The following is a 14,762-nucleotide window of genomic DNA, read 5'->3' as shown; positions in this document are numbered from 1 at the left end:
GAGGATCAGTTCAACTGGCTGAGCGCTTTGCGCCCCCGTTCTTTTGTCTCATTGTCATCCTTGGCCACGGAAGGCAAGGAAAGTCCCTTTTCCAAGGCGGCGCGCGCCTTGTCTTTTTCTCCAATTGCGAGGTAGGCACGGCCCAGTTCGATCTGGTGGACAACCCTGTCAGGACGCAGCGCGACGGCCTTTTCCAGGTACTCGACCGCCTTTTCGTTCGAGGCGTCGGGAAATTTTCCGTAGATCGCCTGCGCAAGGGCCTTTAGTACGGCATTGAAGTTCGCCATTTCATAGTTCCAGCGCCCGAGAACGTGCCAGGCGTAGTCTTCCTTGGGATCAAGCTTCGCGGCGATTTCCGCCTCATCGCGGATGAGACGGGAAAGCTCCACTTTGCGCCGGGCGGATTCGTCCTGGGCGAGCCGCCCATAGACGATGGAAAGGGAAAGATGCGCCTCGGCGCTCTTTGGGTCGGCGGCGACTGCGCGCTGGGCGGCATCCAGGGCCTCGCTGCCGAGTTGCTTGCGCTCGGCGGAGGACTTGGCATCCAGCATCAGCTGGGCCTTCTGCTTGGCCAGACGGTAGAGGATTTCCGCGTTGTCGGGGGAGAGCTGGTCGGCCTGTTGGATGACGACCAGCGCCTCGGTATTGCGGTTCTTCGCGTCGAGGGCGTCGGTTTTGCGGATAAGCTCGGGCACGCTCTGGCTCCAGGCCACGGCAGGGATGGCGAAGAACAGGAGCGCGCGCTTCATTTTCGGAAAAGGTAGTGACTGACGATCCACTCGGACCCGTCCCGATACCCCCAAAGCTCCGCGCACGCCATGAAAAACACCCGCCAGTAGGCCCGCCACCGGGCGAAATTCTCCGCGCCATAGGTATCCTCAAGGATGGGGCGGATCTCGGCGGCATGGGCGTCCATTTCCTTCAACCACGCCTCGGAGGTGCGCTGGTAGTGGGTGCCACAGACGCGCCAGTGGTGCTCGATCTTCAGGTCATCTTGGAAATACAGCAGCAGGTGATCCGAGGGCATCGTGCCGCCGGCAAAGAAATATCGCGTGATCCAGTCCGACGGGTCCGTGCCCTCGAAATGATAGGCATAGTCCTTGTGCGTGAAGATGTGGACGAACAACTTCCCGCCCGGGCGCAGCCACGAGGCGACTCGCGCCATGAGCTGGCGGTAGTTTTTCATGTGCTCAAACATCTCGACGGAGACGACCCGGTCGTAGGCCGCCGGTTCCGCCGCGAACTCATTCATGTCGGCGGTGAGGATGCGGACATTCGTCAATCCGCGCCGTGCCGCCTCGGCCTCGATGTGCTCGCGCTGGGTGCGGGAATTCGACACTCCGGTGATTCGCGAACCGGGGTATTTTTCCGCCATCCAGAGCGTGAGGCTCCCCCACCCGCAGCCGAGCTCAAGGATGTCGAGGCCATCGGAGAAATCCGCCCGCTCGCAGGTCAGGGCCAGCATGGCCTCCTCGCTCTCGGCAAAGGTGGTGTCCTCGCGCGGCCAGTACCCGCAGCTGTACTTCATGCGCGGTCCGAGAACGTACCGGAAAAACGCCGTCGGCACCTCGTAGTGTTGCTCGTTGGCGTCGGCGGTCTTGATTGCGATCGGGCTTCGATCCAGATCGGCGATGAATTTCCCGATGGCCTCCTGCTGCTTCTCGACATCTCCGAGGTTTTCCTCCTTCAGCTTGCGGGCGAGGAGTTTCCGGATGCCGAGGCGGATGGCCGCATCGGGGAGGAGATCACGGGCGAGGAGGCTGTCGAGGTCGATCATGAATCAGGTACGTGGAAGCCAGGGCACGAAGGCGCTGGTCCGCCGCTGGTAGTCGCGGTAGGCTTCGCCGCGACTCTTGAGCGACTGCGCCTCCGCGGGCGGGATACCGGTGACCTTCGTGAGGAAAAGGAGCATGAGCAGCGGCGAAATGATTCCCACCCACCCATGCGGCGAGCCGAGGGCATAGAGGAAAAACGCCACCCAGATGAGCCACTCAAAGAAGTAATTCGGGTGGCGTGAGTACCGCCACAGGCCTGCATCGCAGACCTTGCCAGCATTGGCCGGGTCGCGCTTGAAGGCCGCAAGCTGCGCATCCGCCATGATCTCGCCGAGGAAAGCCACGACGAAGAGAATCACGCCCGCGATCTCCCACGGCTTGAGCGCAGGGGCGGGATTACTGGCGCTGATGGCGAACGGAATCGACAGGATGCCGATGAGAATGGCCTGGAGCTGGAAGAAGCCGAAGAACATGAACCACGGGCGCTTTGGGAACATCTCGCGCAGCTCGGCGTAGCGTGGATCTTCCGCAGGATGGTGCTTGAGGAGGCGGAGCAGGATGTGGGTTCCCAGGCGCAGGCTCCAGACCGCGACCATGGCGGCGAGGACAAGCTTGCGTGTGGTATCGCCTGAACCCGTGAGGGCGAAGACCCCGATGACAAAGGTGAATCCGTAGGACCAGGCCGCGTCGACGTACCCGGCGTTGTTCAACCGCTTCGCGATGTACCAGACGACGACCATCATCAAGATGGCGGCATTGATTCCGATTCCGACAAGGGTCCAGATGCTCATGATCGGACCAGAACAGAGCGGAGCGGCGCGCTGGCGTCCACCTTGAAAAGCTGGATCAGCGCATAGCTGGCCATGGCGATATTCCCCAGCAGCATGATGAGGATGAACCAGACCGCCGATCGCGCGAAGGAGTTTTCCTTGTACGCCACCCAGACAAAAAAGGTGAGAAACCCGAAGTAGGCGTCCGCCAGCGTGGCCTGGAACCACTTGTCCGCCGTGACCATGGGCGGGATCGCCCAGATGGCCGTGTCGAGGCTGGCCCGCACGGTGACGACCAGCATGGCGGCGAGAATGAGAAGGAAGAGAGCCCTAAGAAAAGAGATCATAAGCCGGGGAATGGATCGCGATGTTGTCGGGGCGGGTGTAGATGAGCTGAGCCACCGTGATATGCCGCGTGGCGAAGGCCGCCTCACAGTAGCAGAGGTAGTATCGCCACTTTCGGATAAACGTTTCGTCGAACCCGAGTGCGCGCACCGCATCGAGTTTCGCCTCAAAGTTGTCGCGCCAGAGCTTCAGCGTCTTCGCGTAGTACGGTCCCATGTCGTCGTAATCGAGCATGGTAAACGCTGTCCCATGGCGCATGGCCTCGCCGATACGACCGACCGACATGAGGAGCGAACCGGGGAAGATGTGCTTCTGAATGAAATCCACCCCGTCGCGAAGGATGGGATACTGCTGGTCGGGGCAAAGGATGGCTTGCAGCCCGAGGAGGCCGCGCGGCTTGAGCAGTTCCTGGCACTTGGCGAAGTAGCCGTCGACATAGGCGTCACCCACCGCCTCCAGCATCTCGATGGAGACGATCTTGTCGAAGGAGCCTTGGATATGACGGTAATCCTCCATGCGGATGTCGATGCGGTCCTGCAACCCGGCAGCAGCGATGCGCGCCGAGGCTTCGCGGTACTGCTGCTCGGAGATCGTCACCGTCGTGATCCGGCAGCCGTATTTCCGCGAGGCGTGCAGGCTGAATCCGCCCCACCCCGACCCGATCTCCAGCACATGGTCGCCAGCCTTGAGCTGAAGCTTGCGGCACAGCTGGTCGTACTTTTCGATCTGCGCCTCCTCCAGCGACAGCGTGGGAGGATCGAAGTACGCGCTCGAGTACGTCATCGTGGAATCGAGCCAGAGCTGGAAGAACTCATTGCTCAGGTCGTAGTGATCCCCGATGTTGCGGCGGCTGGAGGTGACACTGTTGTGCCGCCGCGAGTGCAGCCAGCGGTTGTAGACATTCAGGAGCCAGCCGCGGGTGCGCCGCTCCGGGGTCTCCAGCGCATCGTCCCCATTGAGAATGAACCACGCCAGCAGACGCGTGAGGTCGGGCGTCGTCCACTCCCCTGCCATGTACGACTCGGCAAAGCCGATCGGCCCTCCAAGCACGCTACGTCGGAAGAAGGCGTTATCCTCCACATCGAGACGGACGCTCAGGTCCTTCCCCAGCCCGCCGAAACGATGGATCCTCCCTGTCGGAAGGCGCAGCTCGAGCGAGCCGCGCGAGAGGCGGCTGAGGGTCTTGAGCAGGAGGGTCTGAAAGATCGCGTTCACGTGGTCCGAGGTCAGTTACGCCCCGGGCCCGGACTTGGGCGCGAAAATCGACGTTACCTGCTGGTATTCAACTCGACCCGCTGGGTGGACCGGATCGCATCTGTATTCGTGATGCTGTAGAGCGCCGCGAGGACGTCGGTCACCTGTTCGGAGAAAATGCCTCCCTCCTCAAAGATGCCGCCATGGCCCTTCAGGATCTCCGAGGGCACGTGCAGCACCCAATAGCCGCCCGTCGGCAGAACGCCGGGTCGATTCCCGGGCAGCGTCTCCAGCCCGTAGGCGCTCGTGCCGTTTGGCTGGCTCACGTAGAAGCGTTGCGCCGTCGCCTTGTCAGCGTTGTACTCAAAGGCCGAGCGCCCGTCGGGCACGGTGGCCGGGCCTTCGTAGACAAAGGCATGGGTCGGCATGCGCGGATCGTGACCCGCCGTGCTGACGACGAAGGACTTTTGCGACTCCTTGGTTCCCTTCCGGATGTATTTGCGGAAGCCGCCGAAGATATTGCTGATCCAGTTGGCCGCCGGCCAGGCCACGGCGGTGACTAGGTCGGATTCCGAGGTTAGCGAGATGATGGCGGGATGCGGGCTCTTCCAGTTCTTCATGGCCAGCTTGAGCTGGCGGGCGTAGAGCGACTCGGAGGCGGGATTGATGAGAATCGTCAGGTCGGCGGGAAGCAAAGCGCCATCTTGGTCGCTGGAGTAGGCATGCTGCGAGACGAGAGCCTGACCCAGGGTTCGCTCAAGGATGCGCCCTCCGAAGGAATAGCCGATCAGCATCGACACGCCGCGGTCGGATGGGCAGGAACGCGCCGCCGAGACGAGCTCCGAAATCGCCCCGGTGAGCGGCACGCCGGCCACGCGGTTCGTCGCATCGAGGCGCGACCAGAAGGATGCCTGGCGGGCAATGTATCCGATTCCGGTAAGGGACGATTCCGAGGTGTAGGATGCGCCGCGCCAGCCGATGAAGACGCCCGTGACCGTGAAGTAATCCTTCACCTCGGGCGCGGCTTCGAGTTTGGCGATGAAATTGCTGAAGGTCTGGAGATCGCGATTCTTCGGATGGGCGTTGGTCTGCCACCCATGGATATAGATGACGAGCAGCGGGCGTTTAGGGCTGTCGTACACCATCTTGCGGGCTGTCTCCAACTGATGCCCGCCCCAAAGGTCGCCCTGTTCATCAAGCTCCACCACCGCGAGGCGGCTGGAGAACCGCTTGGGATCGACCTGCGCGGGCTCGACGGCCTGCGGATTGCGTTTCCAGTCGCTGACCCAATACGGCTTGTTGGGCATGGCACAACCCGCGAGGAATCCGCAAAGGAGGAGGGAAAAGCAGCGCATCACGGTCTGCGTATTACAACGTCAGGTCGCGATTGGAAATCCCGGATTCCCTCAGGCCGCGCGCGCGACCAGCTTAAGGTGCAGGTGGACGAGGTCGTTGACCACGTGCATGCCGAGCCTCTCGAAGATGCGCCCCGAGCCATAATTCGCCCCCCAGATCGTGCGATCGAGGTCAAACTCCGCCTGCGCATAGAGATCGCCCTTTCCGTCAACGGCAATGAGCGCGTCAAAGGTGAGTGGATGCGTCTGTCCGCGCAGGGTGAAATCCCCCTCGACGCGCGTATTGGCTCGACCGTCGGTGGCGTCCGGGATTTGCGTGGCCTTTGTCAGGACGAAACGGATTTCCGGGTGATTGGCGACGTCGAAAAAGTCGCTGCTCTTCAGGTGCCCGATGAGGGCTGCGACGAGCGACTCGTCCTTGAGGTCGGTGGAGGTCGCCGTTTCGAAATCGACGACGAAATCCGCCCCCGTGAGCCTGCCCGCTTCGAGGCTGACTGATCCCCCGCGCAACCCGACCGTTCCCGTGTGGTGATTGAACAGATTCCTTCCGGTCCAATAAATCAGGCTGCGTTCCGTATCGGCGGCGAACTGCCCGGAGACATCCGCCAGACCCGAGGCGGCTTTGCCGCTATGCGCGGGCAGGCCGGCTTCCGCCCAGGCGGCGAATCCGCCGTCAAGGATATGGACTTTCGTATAACCAGCTCCCGTCAATCGTTCCCAAGCCCGATGCGCGGCCTCTCCATGAGTTCCCTCGCCGTAGACGACAATGGTCGTTTCTTTGGAAGGAATCGCCCCGGCCACCTTGTCGAGAAACGCGGTTTCGTAGACGCAAAAGTTCTGCGCCTGCGCAATGTGGCGTTCCGTGAAGGCCTCCTCCGTCAGTACATCGATGAGGACGGGCGCTCCGCCCTCGCGGAGAAGGGTGTGAAGTTCCGTGGCGGTGAGCGTGGCGGGCTGGGTCATGGCGTTTTCCTCCGTGAGGGTTTGGTTCAGCGAACAATCCGGGTAATTACCTTCGCTCAATCGAGGACAAATGCTCGTCAATTATGCGCACGATCTCGTCACGGCCCAGGAAGGTCGCCCAGCCACGGACATCACTGTCGAATTTGCCGTCCCGGATTCCTGGGTCTGCCCCCTGATCCAGCAGCCAGCGGATGCGCTCAGGCGGCTTGTTTTCCACTGCAAAGTGGAGGGCGGTGGCGGGACACTGATAGACCTCCGCGATGGCATTGATATCCGCTCCTCGTGCGAGGAGCCATTCCGCCATCGGCCAGTTGCCCTTGGCGACTGCGTAGACGAAGAGGTGGGTCTGGTTGCCGCCCCGGCGGATCGAGGCAGGGTCGAGCAATGCCTCCGCCTGTTCGTAACGAGCCAGCACGAGAGCGTCGTAAAGACTGAGCCGGAGGCCGGATTGCTCCAGCAGCGCGAGGATCTCAGGATCAGTCTTTTCGCTTACGCACCCCAGAGCGGAAAATCCGAGGGCGTCATGGCGCGTGGGGTCAGCTCCCAGATCGAGCAGCAGGCGAACCATCGCGGGTCGGTTGCGCTCCACCGCATGGTGCAGCGGAGAACGGGCGTCCTCGTTGCGGCTCATTTGAGCAGTCGCGAGGCTGTTGGGATTCTCCCGGACGATCCGGCGCACGGCCTGTGCATCGTCGAGAGCGATGGCCGACCAGAGAGTCATCGTGGCTCCGCGGGAGAGCAGGTAACGGGCGGTTTCCTCGCGGAACGGCCCGAGCGAGGTCGCCCAGCCGAGGATGTTCAGCTCATGGTCGTTGCCCCCGCCCTCGATATCGGCTCCTGCCTCAATAAGGATTTTTACCACCTCCAGCCGTCCCTCGCCCGCAGCGAAATGCAATGCGGTGGCCTTGTCCATGTGATCGCGCATGTTGGGATCGAAGCCTCGCTCGATGAGCAGTCGTACGCATTCCTCATGACCGCCAGTCGCGGCAAGGTGCAGAAGAGGTTGATCCCACGGGCCACCCCAGGCTTTTGTCATTCTTTCAGGATGAGCATCAAGGAGGAGGCGGAGCTTCGCTGCATCGCCCTCTTCTGCGGCCTCAACCATCTCGCGGTCGCAGCCTTGCGGGAGTTCCTGCTGGATGCGGCGCAGGAGGGGCGGAATGTCGGGGTTCGGTTCCGTTTCGGAGTAGGAAATATAGCCGTTCAGCTCCGACGGAGTATAGGCGCGTGCGAGAATGTCGATGGTGGCCGCCCCGCGATCATGTCCTGCTTGGCTGGCGCCGTTTATCGCCGCGCCGAGGGCGGTGCCATTATAGGAATGCACGAGGCGGAAATCGGCTCCGCGCTCCAGCAGGAGCCGCACGACCTCAACATGGCCAGCCCAGGCGGCGTGGTCGAGCGCGGTGCCGTTCCATCCGCCATAGCTCGCGCCGCGCGTATTGATGGGAAAACCGGCATCGAGCATCAGTCGTACGGCCTCCAGGTTTCCCGCTTCCGCTGCATCGACCAGCAGATTCGGGAATTTTTGCGGAGTGTCGGGGAAATCCGCCTGCGTTGTCTCTGCGGTCTGCCGGTCCCCGCTGGAAAGAGCCATGAGGTAGCGGGATTCCCCATCGAGATGATCCGCGCCCAGGAGCGTCGCGGACTCCTTTTGTCCGAGCCGGGCCGCGAGCTGCGCGGGCGTGATTCCATTGACGTCGGCGAGCGACGGATCGGCTCCCGCATCGAGGAGGAGCCGCAGGATTCCTGTGCTGCGTCGGCGATAAAGGGCGAAATGCAGCGGTCGGGAGCCTCGAAAGACGCCGCGACCGATCAGCGCATTGGGGTCCGCTCCATGCCGGAGAAACAGCGCCAATCCCTCCGGGTCTTCCTGGTCCATCTTGTGGCACATGCAGTAGCTCACCCGCTCCGTGCCGGGATTCGCCGCCAGCAGGACCGAGAGCGCGGCATGACTGGTAAACTCCGAGGCATGATAAAGCGCCTCGTCGTCATCGGGATCAGCTCCGGCATCGAGAAGCAGGCGGGTGAGGAGGGAGGAATTGGCTATCCCGGCCGCACCATACAGCGCGCTTTCGACCTCGCCCTGTGGCGAGAGGAAATGCTCATTCGCCGAAGCCCCATGGGCGAGCAGCAGGCGGGCGCACTCAACGAAATCCGCCTCCGGTCGCGCGCGGTCTCGCAGGAATCGCGAGAAGCAGAGATAAACCAGCGGCGTCCAGTCGCGGGGCGGTTCCGGCTGGGAGGGAGCTGATTTTTGCAGGAAATCCCTTACCGTCTCGACTTCGCCGAGGGCGCAAGCGGCGGCGAGTGATCGGGAGGCGAGACCAAGATGCTTCTCAAGAATGGCCTCCGCAGGAGCGAGCGAGCCGGATTTGTGGTGAGCCTCCGGCCGGGGCACGGCGGCACTGAGAAATGCCTGCAGGACATCCAGAGGCATCGGGGATGAGTCAGCTCCGCGACGCTTGCTGACTTCGGCGACGAGTTCCGCCCAGTTGGCGAAGCCGTATTCTCGGGCGAGGGCATGCTGTGCCTGAGAGAGTGAGCTGCCCGGGTTCTGCTCCTTGAGCGAACGGTGGAGCTTTTTCGCTTCCTTGCGGAGGAATTCCAGCGAAGGACGAGCGGGGAGCCGCTTTTGCGGCCCGTCTTGGGATGATGGCATAAAAACCCTTTCCGGTTGGCTCGTTGTCCGCCGGGACGAGCAGGAAAAGGTTTCGGTGGTGGGTGGTTAAAGGTGGGTTAAACCCTTCCCGCGGACAGGGAGCCTCCAGTACGACTCACCCGCCTTGTGGCAGAGCGCCGGAGCGTCGTCAAGCCTCGGCCAGTTCCTCGGTTGCGGTCATCCAGGCTTCGTTGGCGGCTTCGAGGGCGTCGGTGATTCCGGCGAGCTGCCGGTTGATCTCGAGGGCTTTCGAGGGCTGGTCGTATAGCGCGGGGTCTTCCAGCTGTGCGGTCAGTTCCTTTTGCTGTTTCTCGAGGGCGACCACTTCGGCTTCGAGCTTGGCGATGCGGGCTTCCTGCTGGCGGCGGGCCTTGGCGGCAGCCTTGTTGGCTTCGCTTTCGGCGCGGCGCTGCTCGCGGATTTCCTTCAGGCCGAGGCCGGGAGTTGGAGCGGCAGCCTTGGCGGCAGGAGCTTCGACCGCTTTTTCAAAAGTGGGCTGGTGGTTGTGCAGCTTGGCCACGAGGGCTTCGCGTTCGCCCACAGCCTGGGATTTCTCCAGATAATATTCGTAGTTGCCCGCGTACGGCGTGAGGCGCCCGGCATGGACGTGCAGCACGGAGGTGGCGAGGGCGCGGATGAAGTGGACGTCGTGGCTGACGAAGACCAGAGTACCCTGGTACTGGCGCAGGGCATTGACCAGCGCGTCGATGCTGGGCATGTCGAGGTGCGTGGTCGGTTCGTCGAGGAGCAGGAAATTCGGCGGGTCGAGCAGGAGCTTCACCAGCGCGAGGCGGCTCTTTTCTCCACCGCTCAGCACGCCGACGGTCTTGAACACATCGTCACCCCGGAAAAGGAACGACCCGAGCACGCTGCGGGCGGCTTCGTCCGAGACGTAACGCGGGAGCGAGGTGGCCTCCTGCAGCACGGTCCGCTTCAGGTCGAGCGTCTCGACACGCTGCTGGGCGAAGTACCCGGTCGAAACATTGTGGCCCGGAGTGCGCTCGCCGGCCTCGAGCGGGAGCATTCCGGCGAGAATCTTGAGCAGCGTGGATTTGCCTGCGCCGTTGGGTCCGACGAGGACGGTGCGCTGGTCGCGTTCCACGGTGAGGTTGAGGTCTTCGTAAACGACGTGGCTGCCGTAGGCCTGGCGCACGCTGGTCAGTTCCATCACCTTCTGGCCGGAACGCTGCGGCTGCGGGAAGCGGAACTTCACCGTGGCTTCCGCCTGCTCCGGCGGGGCAAGGCGCTCCATCTTGTCCAGTCGCTTGATGCGTTCCTGGGCCTGGGCGGCCTTGCTGGCCTTGGCGCGGAAGCGATTGATGAAATCCTGCAGGTGCTCGATCTCGCGCTGCTGGTTCTTGTACGCGGCGAGGTACTGCTCCTCGCGGGCTTTCTTTTGCTCGACGAATTCGTCGTACGTGCCGGTGTAGCGGTGCAGCCGCTGGCGGGAAATCTCGACGATGGTGTCGCAGATGGCGTTGAGAAACGCGCGGTCGTGGGAAATCGTGACGATCGAACCTCCGTAGGCGGCGAGGTAATTCTGAAACCAGCCGAGGGATTCGAGATCGAGATGGTTCGTCGGTTCATCCAGGAGCAGGAGGTCCGGCTCCATCACGAGCAGCTTCGCCAGGTGCGCGCGCATGATCCAGCCGCCGCTCATGGTGCGGGCGACACGCTCGAAGTCTGTCTCACGGAAGGCCAGACCGGAAAGAATGCGCTTGGCCTTGGGCTCCAGCGCGTAGCTATCCCACTCCGGCACGCCGCTGAGCGCAAGATGCAGGATGGTTTCGTCGCCGGAGGGCGCGCTTTCCTGCGGCAGATACCCCACGCTGACGCCGCGCTGGAAGGTCACCGAACCGTCATCCGGCTCGTTTTCGCCGAGAATCAGGGAAAACAAGGTCGACTTGCCTGCGCCGTTGGCTCCGATCAATCCGATGCGATCGCCACGGTTGATTTGCAGCGAGGCGTCGGAGAAAAGCGTTCTTCCCCCGTAGGATTTGGAGACTTGAGATACGGTCAGCATGGATTTTGGCGAAAGAGAGGGATACGGAACCCCGGGGGGATTGCAACCATGGATTACCCATCGCGTTTCCGAGGGTGGGTGTGAATTTCGGGATTTTCTTCCTCCGAAACGCGGTGAATGCTGGAAACATGCCTCCCGCATTCGATCTCGCCGCCGAGGCGCAGGCCTTTGCTCATGCTGCGCACGATGCGGTCGGGCACGTGCGAAAATACTCCGGCGAGCCTTATTGGGTGCATACCGATGAAGTCGCCGCCATCGTGTCAAGGGTGACGGACGACCCGGAGGTAATCGCTGCCGCGCATCTCCATGATGTGCTGGAGGATGTGGCTCCCAAGGATGCCCGCTGGAACGAACAGGCCATTGCCGAGCGCTTCGGTGAACGGGTGCGTGGGCTGGTCGTAGAACTGACCGATGTCTTCATCAAGGAGAACCACCCGGGCCTGAACCGCCGCGAGCGCCGCAGCCGGGAGATCGACCGGCTTGCGGGGGTGAGCGCCGAGGCCCAGACGGTGAAGTGCGCTGACATCGCCAGCAACAGCCGCGACATCGCGCATAACGACCCCGATTTCGGCCGGGTCTATCTTCACGAGGTCGAGACCCTGCTGGCGAAAATGACCAAGGCCGACCCCGAACTGCGAAAGAAAGCCGAACGAGCCATTGCCGAAGCCTGGCGGGTGATTCGCGGCTAGGACCGCCCATGCGGTCGGTAGAGGTCACGCTGCAGTTCCGGGCTGGCTTCCTTCATCGCGAAGGGCGTCTTTTTCATCCAGAGCCGAAAGGCGTGCCAATGGATCGACGTGATGACCTGGAGGGTCATGGCGGGGTACTTAAGGGTGAACCACGCCAGACTTGAGGTCGTCAGCGCCACCCGTTCCCCGCTCAGGGTGCTGATGAGCTTGCGTTCCTCTCCCGCGTAATTATCGATGCCGATCCGGAGAGTTTCTCGCGGCTTATCGAAGCGGAAATCGAAATGCTGGTCGAGGGTTGAGAATGGCGAGACGTAGAAATGCTTTATCGCGCGGGAGGCAAACATTTTGCCTGACACCGGGACGAGGTAGGGCTTGATCTCGCCAAAGGTGTTCCCTACCTCGGCGATGGCTGCCAGCGGCGAACCATCGGAGCGGTAGCAGTACCAGATCGAGATGGGGTTGAAGACGTAGCCGAAGGTTCGTGTGTTGGTCAGGAGCAGGATGCGGGCGGGCTTTTCCGCGATGCCCTGGCTGGCAAGATACGCCTCGGCGTTCTCCCGGGCGGTGCCGCCTGGAACCATCTGGAAATGATCGCAGTCAAAGAATGCGTAGGGCGCGGATTCGTTGTAGCCGAAGAGCGGGACTTGAGCGGCGATAGTCGGCAACTCGTCCACGTCGATCGCAAAAAGGAACACCCGATAGACAAACTCATGCCGCACCGGGCTGAGGCGCCGGTGCATCACGGTGCACTCGTAGAGCGCGGAGTTCATGAGGCCAGGTTGGGACGCAGTACCTTAGCGAGATCGACGGCGGATTTGTAGGCATCCTCGTGGAATCCGTATCGGAAATAGCTCCCGCAGAAATAGATGCGTTGTCCGGACGAGCGGGTGTTGAGCTTGGGGAGCTCGGCCTGAGCGCGCATGGCCTCCAGCGTGAAGACGGGATGCTCGTACGTGGTTTCGTACAGCACCTTGGAGCTGTCCACCTGGTCATCGGCATGGAGCGAGACAAAGTAATCCTGCTCCTGGGAAACGCCCTGGAGGGCATTCATCCAGTAGTGAACCCGGGCCTTTCGATCGCTGCCGGGGGCATCGACGGTGTAGTTCCACGAGGCCCAGGCGAGGCGTTTGCGCGGCATCACCGAGGCGTCGGTATGCAGAAGGGCCGGGTTCAGCTGATATCGGAATGCGCTCAGAAGCCGCCGCTGGTCAGCATCCGGATTCTCCAGCACGGACAGCGTTTGGTCCGCGTGGCTGGCCAGGATGACCCGGTCAAATACATGGCGCTCCCCGGTGGCCAGCATGACCTCGGCGGAGTCTGCGGATTCCCGGACACCGGTCACCTTTGCGGTTAGCCGGGTAGCGGGCACGGCGGAGAGGATTTTTTCCACATAGGTCCGCGCCCCGCCATCGACGGTGTACCACTGGTGATGGGTCGAGACGCCGAGGAAGCCGTGATTGTTGAAGAAATTCAGCAGCGTGGCGGCGGGAAAATCGAGCACGTCGTTCGGATGCGTCGACCAGACCGCCGAGCTCATCGGCACGAGGTAGAGGTCGAGGAAGTCCTGCCCAAGCCCATGTCGGCGAACGAATTCGCCGAGAGTAAGCGCCTCCGCACCTCCGATCGCGAGCAGCTTGTTCCCGATGTGGAAGAATCGGAAAATTTGAAGGATGAGCGCGTGAAAGCGCAGATTGGTGATGTTCCGACGCTGGGCGAAGAGCTTGTTCAGGCCCATGCCGTTGTACTCCAGCCCGGTCGGCAGGTGCTGGACACTGAAGGACATCTCCGACGGTTTGATCGTCACTCCCAGTTCATCGAAGAGCTGACAGAGATTCGGGTACGTGACCTTGTTGAAAACGATGAACCCGGTGTCGATCGGCACGAATCGCCCGCCCTCGCAGACCGTCACGGTATTGGTATGGCCCCCGGGCCGGGAATCCTGCTCGAAGAGGGTGATCTCCGCATCATGGCGCAACTGCCAGGCGCAGCCCAGGCCGGCCACGCCGGTTCCGACGATGGCGATGCGCTCTTTCATGAGCGGGCCTTGGCGTCTGCCTGCGTGTAAACCTGCTCCGGCACCTCGCGGAGATCCCAGACGATGCCGAGGGCGGCGAGGAGCTTCAGCAGGTAGTAGCTGATGTCGATCTCCCACCAGTAGAACCCCTGCCGGGCGGAGGACTGGTAGTGGTGGTGGTTGTTATGCCAGCCCTCGCCCAGGGTGATGATCGCGAGCAGGAAACTGTTGCGGCTTTCGTCCTCGGTGGGGAAGCGCTTCGAGCCGAGCGTATGGGCGAAAGAATTCACCGCGCAGGTGGCGTGGAAAAGCACAGTCGTGCTGATGAAAAATCCCCATACGACCATCTGCCAGCCGCTGGTGCCGAGACCCGGAGCGAAGGCTTCCAATCCTGCGCCGAGTGCATAGAGGAGGACGAGCAGGAGTACTGGACCGATGAGGTCGAAGCGATTGAGGAAGTGCAACTCCGGGTAACGCACCAGATCGCGCACGATCCGGTAGTCCGTGGGGAAATTTCGGCTGCTGGTCAGCCAGCCCACGTGGGACCAGAGAAAGCCCTTCTGCACGGGGGAATGGGCGTCCACCTCTTCATCCGAGTGGGCGTGGTGGTGGCGGTGAACCGCCGCCCACCAGAGGGGGCCGCGCTGGACAGCGGTGAGGCCGATGAGGGCGAAAAGGAATTGCGCGGCGCGGGAGGTCTTGTAGGCGCGGTGGCAGAAATACCGGTGATAAAACGCCGTGATGGCAAACATCCGGACGACGTACAGCGCAGCAGCGACGATGACGGCCGTCCAGCTCCAGCCGGTCCAGATAACCCCCAGGCAGCCAAGGTGAAGAATGATAAAGGGAATCAGCCGAGCGAACTCCATGCGCTCGGGCTGCGAGCGCACGATTTCTGATCCGGCGGGGAAGTAGTCGGAGTCCACCGCCTCGACGAGGCGGCGGCCTAAGGTTGTTACAAATCTCATAATATCC

The 14,762-nt window shown here is 62.2% G+C and carries 13 protein-coding genes; 1 reads left to right on the top strand and 12 read right to left on the bottom strand.

The window, feature by feature from the left end:
• Positions 1 to 5: 5 nt before the first annotated feature.
• The 9 genes from TSACC_RS00930 to TSACC_RS00890 all read right to left on the bottom strand — a co-directional run bounded on the left by TSACC_RS00930 (position 6) and on the right by TSACC_RS00890 (position 11,084).
• Positions 6 to 749: a tetratricopeptide repeat protein gene (locus TSACC_RS00930; RefSeq protein WP_075077531.1), complete on the bottom strand. Its 744-nt coding sequence runs from the start codon at positions 747 to 749 to the stop codon at positions 6 to 8.
• Positions 746 to 1,777 carry an SAM-dependent methyltransferase gene (locus TSACC_RS00925; RefSeq protein ID WP_075077530.1) on the bottom strand — a complete coding sequence of 344 codons (1,032 nt, stop codon included), beginning with the start codon at positions 1,775 to 1,777 and terminating at the stop codon, positions 746 to 748. Before TSACC_RS00925 ends, TSACC_RS00930 begins: the two co-directional genes overlap by 4 nt.
• Before the next feature lie 3 nt (positions 1,778 to 1,780).
• Complete coding sequence (locus TSACC_RS00920; RefSeq protein ID WP_075077529.1) at positions 1,781 to 2,566, bottom strand: DUF1295 domain-containing protein; 786 nt, start codon at positions 2,564 to 2,566, stop codon at positions 1,781 to 1,783.
• Positions 2,563 to 2,892 (bottom strand): DUF1475 family protein, encoded by a 330-nt coding sequence (locus tag TSACC_RS00915; protein WP_075077528.1) that lies wholly within the window; start codon positions 2,890 to 2,892, stop codon positions 2,563 to 2,565. Before TSACC_RS00915 ends, TSACC_RS00920 begins: the two co-directional genes overlap by 4 nt.
• Positions 2,876 to 4,105, bottom strand: a complete 1,230-nt coding sequence (locus TSACC_RS00910; protein ID WP_202815882.1) for an SAM-dependent methyltransferase — start codon at positions 4,103 to 4,105, stop codon at positions 2,876 to 2,878. The genes TSACC_RS00915 and TSACC_RS00910 overlap by 17 nt, the downstream gene beginning before the upstream one ends.
• Positions 4,106 to 4,158: 53 nt before the next feature.
• Complete coding sequence (locus TSACC_RS00905; RefSeq protein WP_237763876.1) at positions 4,159 to 5,442, bottom strand: hypothetical protein; 1,284 nt, start codon at positions 5,440 to 5,442, stop codon at positions 4,159 to 4,161.
• Positions 5,443 to 5,490: 48 nt separating this feature from the next.
• Positions 5,491 to 6,462 (bottom strand): YceI family protein, encoded by a 972-nt coding sequence (locus tag TSACC_RS00900; RefSeq protein ID WP_169809498.1) that lies wholly within the window; start codon positions 6,460 to 6,462, stop codon positions 5,491 to 5,493.
• Positions 6,449 to 9,061: an ankyrin repeat domain-containing protein gene (locus tag TSACC_RS00895; RefSeq protein WP_075077524.1), complete on the bottom strand. Its 2,613-nt coding sequence runs from the start codon at positions 9,059 to 9,061 to the stop codon at positions 6,449 to 6,451. The genes TSACC_RS00900 and TSACC_RS00895 overlap by 14 nt, the downstream gene beginning before the upstream one ends.
• A gap of 148 nt (positions 9,062 to 9,209) precedes the next feature.
• Positions 9,210 to 11,084: an ABC-F family ATP-binding cassette domain-containing protein gene (locus tag TSACC_RS00890; protein WP_075077523.1), complete on the bottom strand. Its 1,875-nt coding sequence runs from the start codon at positions 11,082 to 11,084 to the stop codon at positions 9,210 to 9,212.
• Between the two features lie 128 nt (positions 11,085 to 11,212).
• Here TSACC_RS00890 and TSACC_RS00885 point away from each other — a divergent pair, with 128 nt between their 5' ends.
• A complete protein-coding gene (locus TSACC_RS00885) occupies positions 11,213 to 11,773 on the top strand; it encodes an HD domain-containing protein (protein WP_075080531.1) in 561 nt (186 codons plus the stop codon).
• Here TSACC_RS00885 and TSACC_RS00880 read toward each other — a convergent pair.
• Genes TSACC_RS00880 through TSACC_RS00870 form a run of 3 tightly spaced genes read right to left on the bottom strand, consistent with a single transcriptional unit; the run spans position 11,770 to position 14,755 of the window.
• Positions 11,770 to 12,543, bottom strand: coding sequence for a DUF1365 domain-containing protein (locus tag TSACC_RS00880; protein ID WP_075077522.1), 774 nt, complete (start codon positions 12,541 to 12,543; stop codon positions 11,770 to 11,772). The two genes, TSACC_RS00885 and TSACC_RS00880, sit on opposite strands and share 4 nt — an antisense overlap.
• A complete protein-coding gene (locus TSACC_RS00875; protein WP_075077521.1) occupies positions 12,540 to 13,808 on the bottom strand; it encodes an NAD(P)/FAD-dependent oxidoreductase in 1,269 nt (422 codons plus the stop codon). The genes TSACC_RS00880 and TSACC_RS00875 overlap by 4 nt, the downstream gene beginning before the upstream one ends.
• On the bottom strand, positions 13,805 to 14,755 hold the full coding sequence (locus TSACC_RS00870) for an acyl-CoA desaturase (RefSeq protein WP_075077520.1): 951 nt from the start codon (positions 14,753 to 14,755) through the stop codon (positions 13,805 to 13,807). The genes TSACC_RS00875 and TSACC_RS00870 overlap by 4 nt, the downstream gene beginning before the upstream one ends.
• Between the last annotated feature and the right edge of the window lie 7 nt (positions 14,756 to 14,762).

The organism is Terrimicrobium sacchariphilum (assembly GCF_001613545.1).
Lineage (GTDB): Bacteria > Verrucomicrobiota > Verrucomicrobiia > Chthoniobacterales > Terrimicrobiaceae > Terrimicrobium > Terrimicrobium sacchariphilum.
This window is presented reverse-complemented; position numbering and strand designations above follow the sequence as displayed.

Bases quoted from the DNA above. Each gene is read 5' to 3' on its own strand.
- TSACC_RS00930 (WP_075077531.1), bottom strand. From the start codon at position 749: ATGAAGCGCGCGCTCCTGTTCTTCGCCATCCCTGCCGTGGCCTGGAGC.
- TSACC_RS00925 (WP_075077530.1), bottom strand. From the start codon at position 1,777: ATGATCGACCTCGACAGCCTCCTCGCCCGTGATCTCCTCCCCGATGCG.
- TSACC_RS00920 (WP_075077529.1), bottom strand. From the start codon at position 2,566: ATGAGCATCTGGACCCTTGTCGGAATCGGAATCAATGCCGCCATCTTG.
- TSACC_RS00915 (WP_075077528.1), bottom strand. From the start codon at position 2,892: ATGATCTCTTTTCTTAGGGCTCTCTTCCTTCTCATTCTCGCCGCCATG.
- TSACC_RS00895 (WP_075077524.1), bottom strand. From the start codon at position 9,061: ATGCCATCATCCCAAGACGGGCCGCAAAAGCGGCTCCCCGCTCGTCCT.
- TSACC_RS00890 (WP_075077523.1), bottom strand. From the start codon at position 11,084: ATGCTGACCGTATCTCAAGTCTCCAAATCCTACGGGGGAAGAACGCTT.
- TSACC_RS00885 (WP_075080531.1), top strand. From the start codon at position 11,213: ATGCCTCCCGCATTCGATCTCGCCGCCGAGGCGCAGGCCTTTGCTCAT.
- TSACC_RS00880 (WP_075077522.1), bottom strand. From the start codon at position 12,543: ATGAACTCCGCGCTCTACGAGTGCACCGTGATGCACCGGCGCCTCAGC.
- TSACC_RS00875 (WP_075077521.1), bottom strand. From the start codon at position 13,808: ATGAAAGAGCGCATCGCCATCGTCGGAACCGGCGTGGCCGGCCTGGGC.
- TSACC_RS00870 (WP_075077520.1), bottom strand. From the start codon at position 14,755: ATGAGATTTGTAACAACCTTAGGCCGCCGCCTCGTCGAGGCGGTGGAC.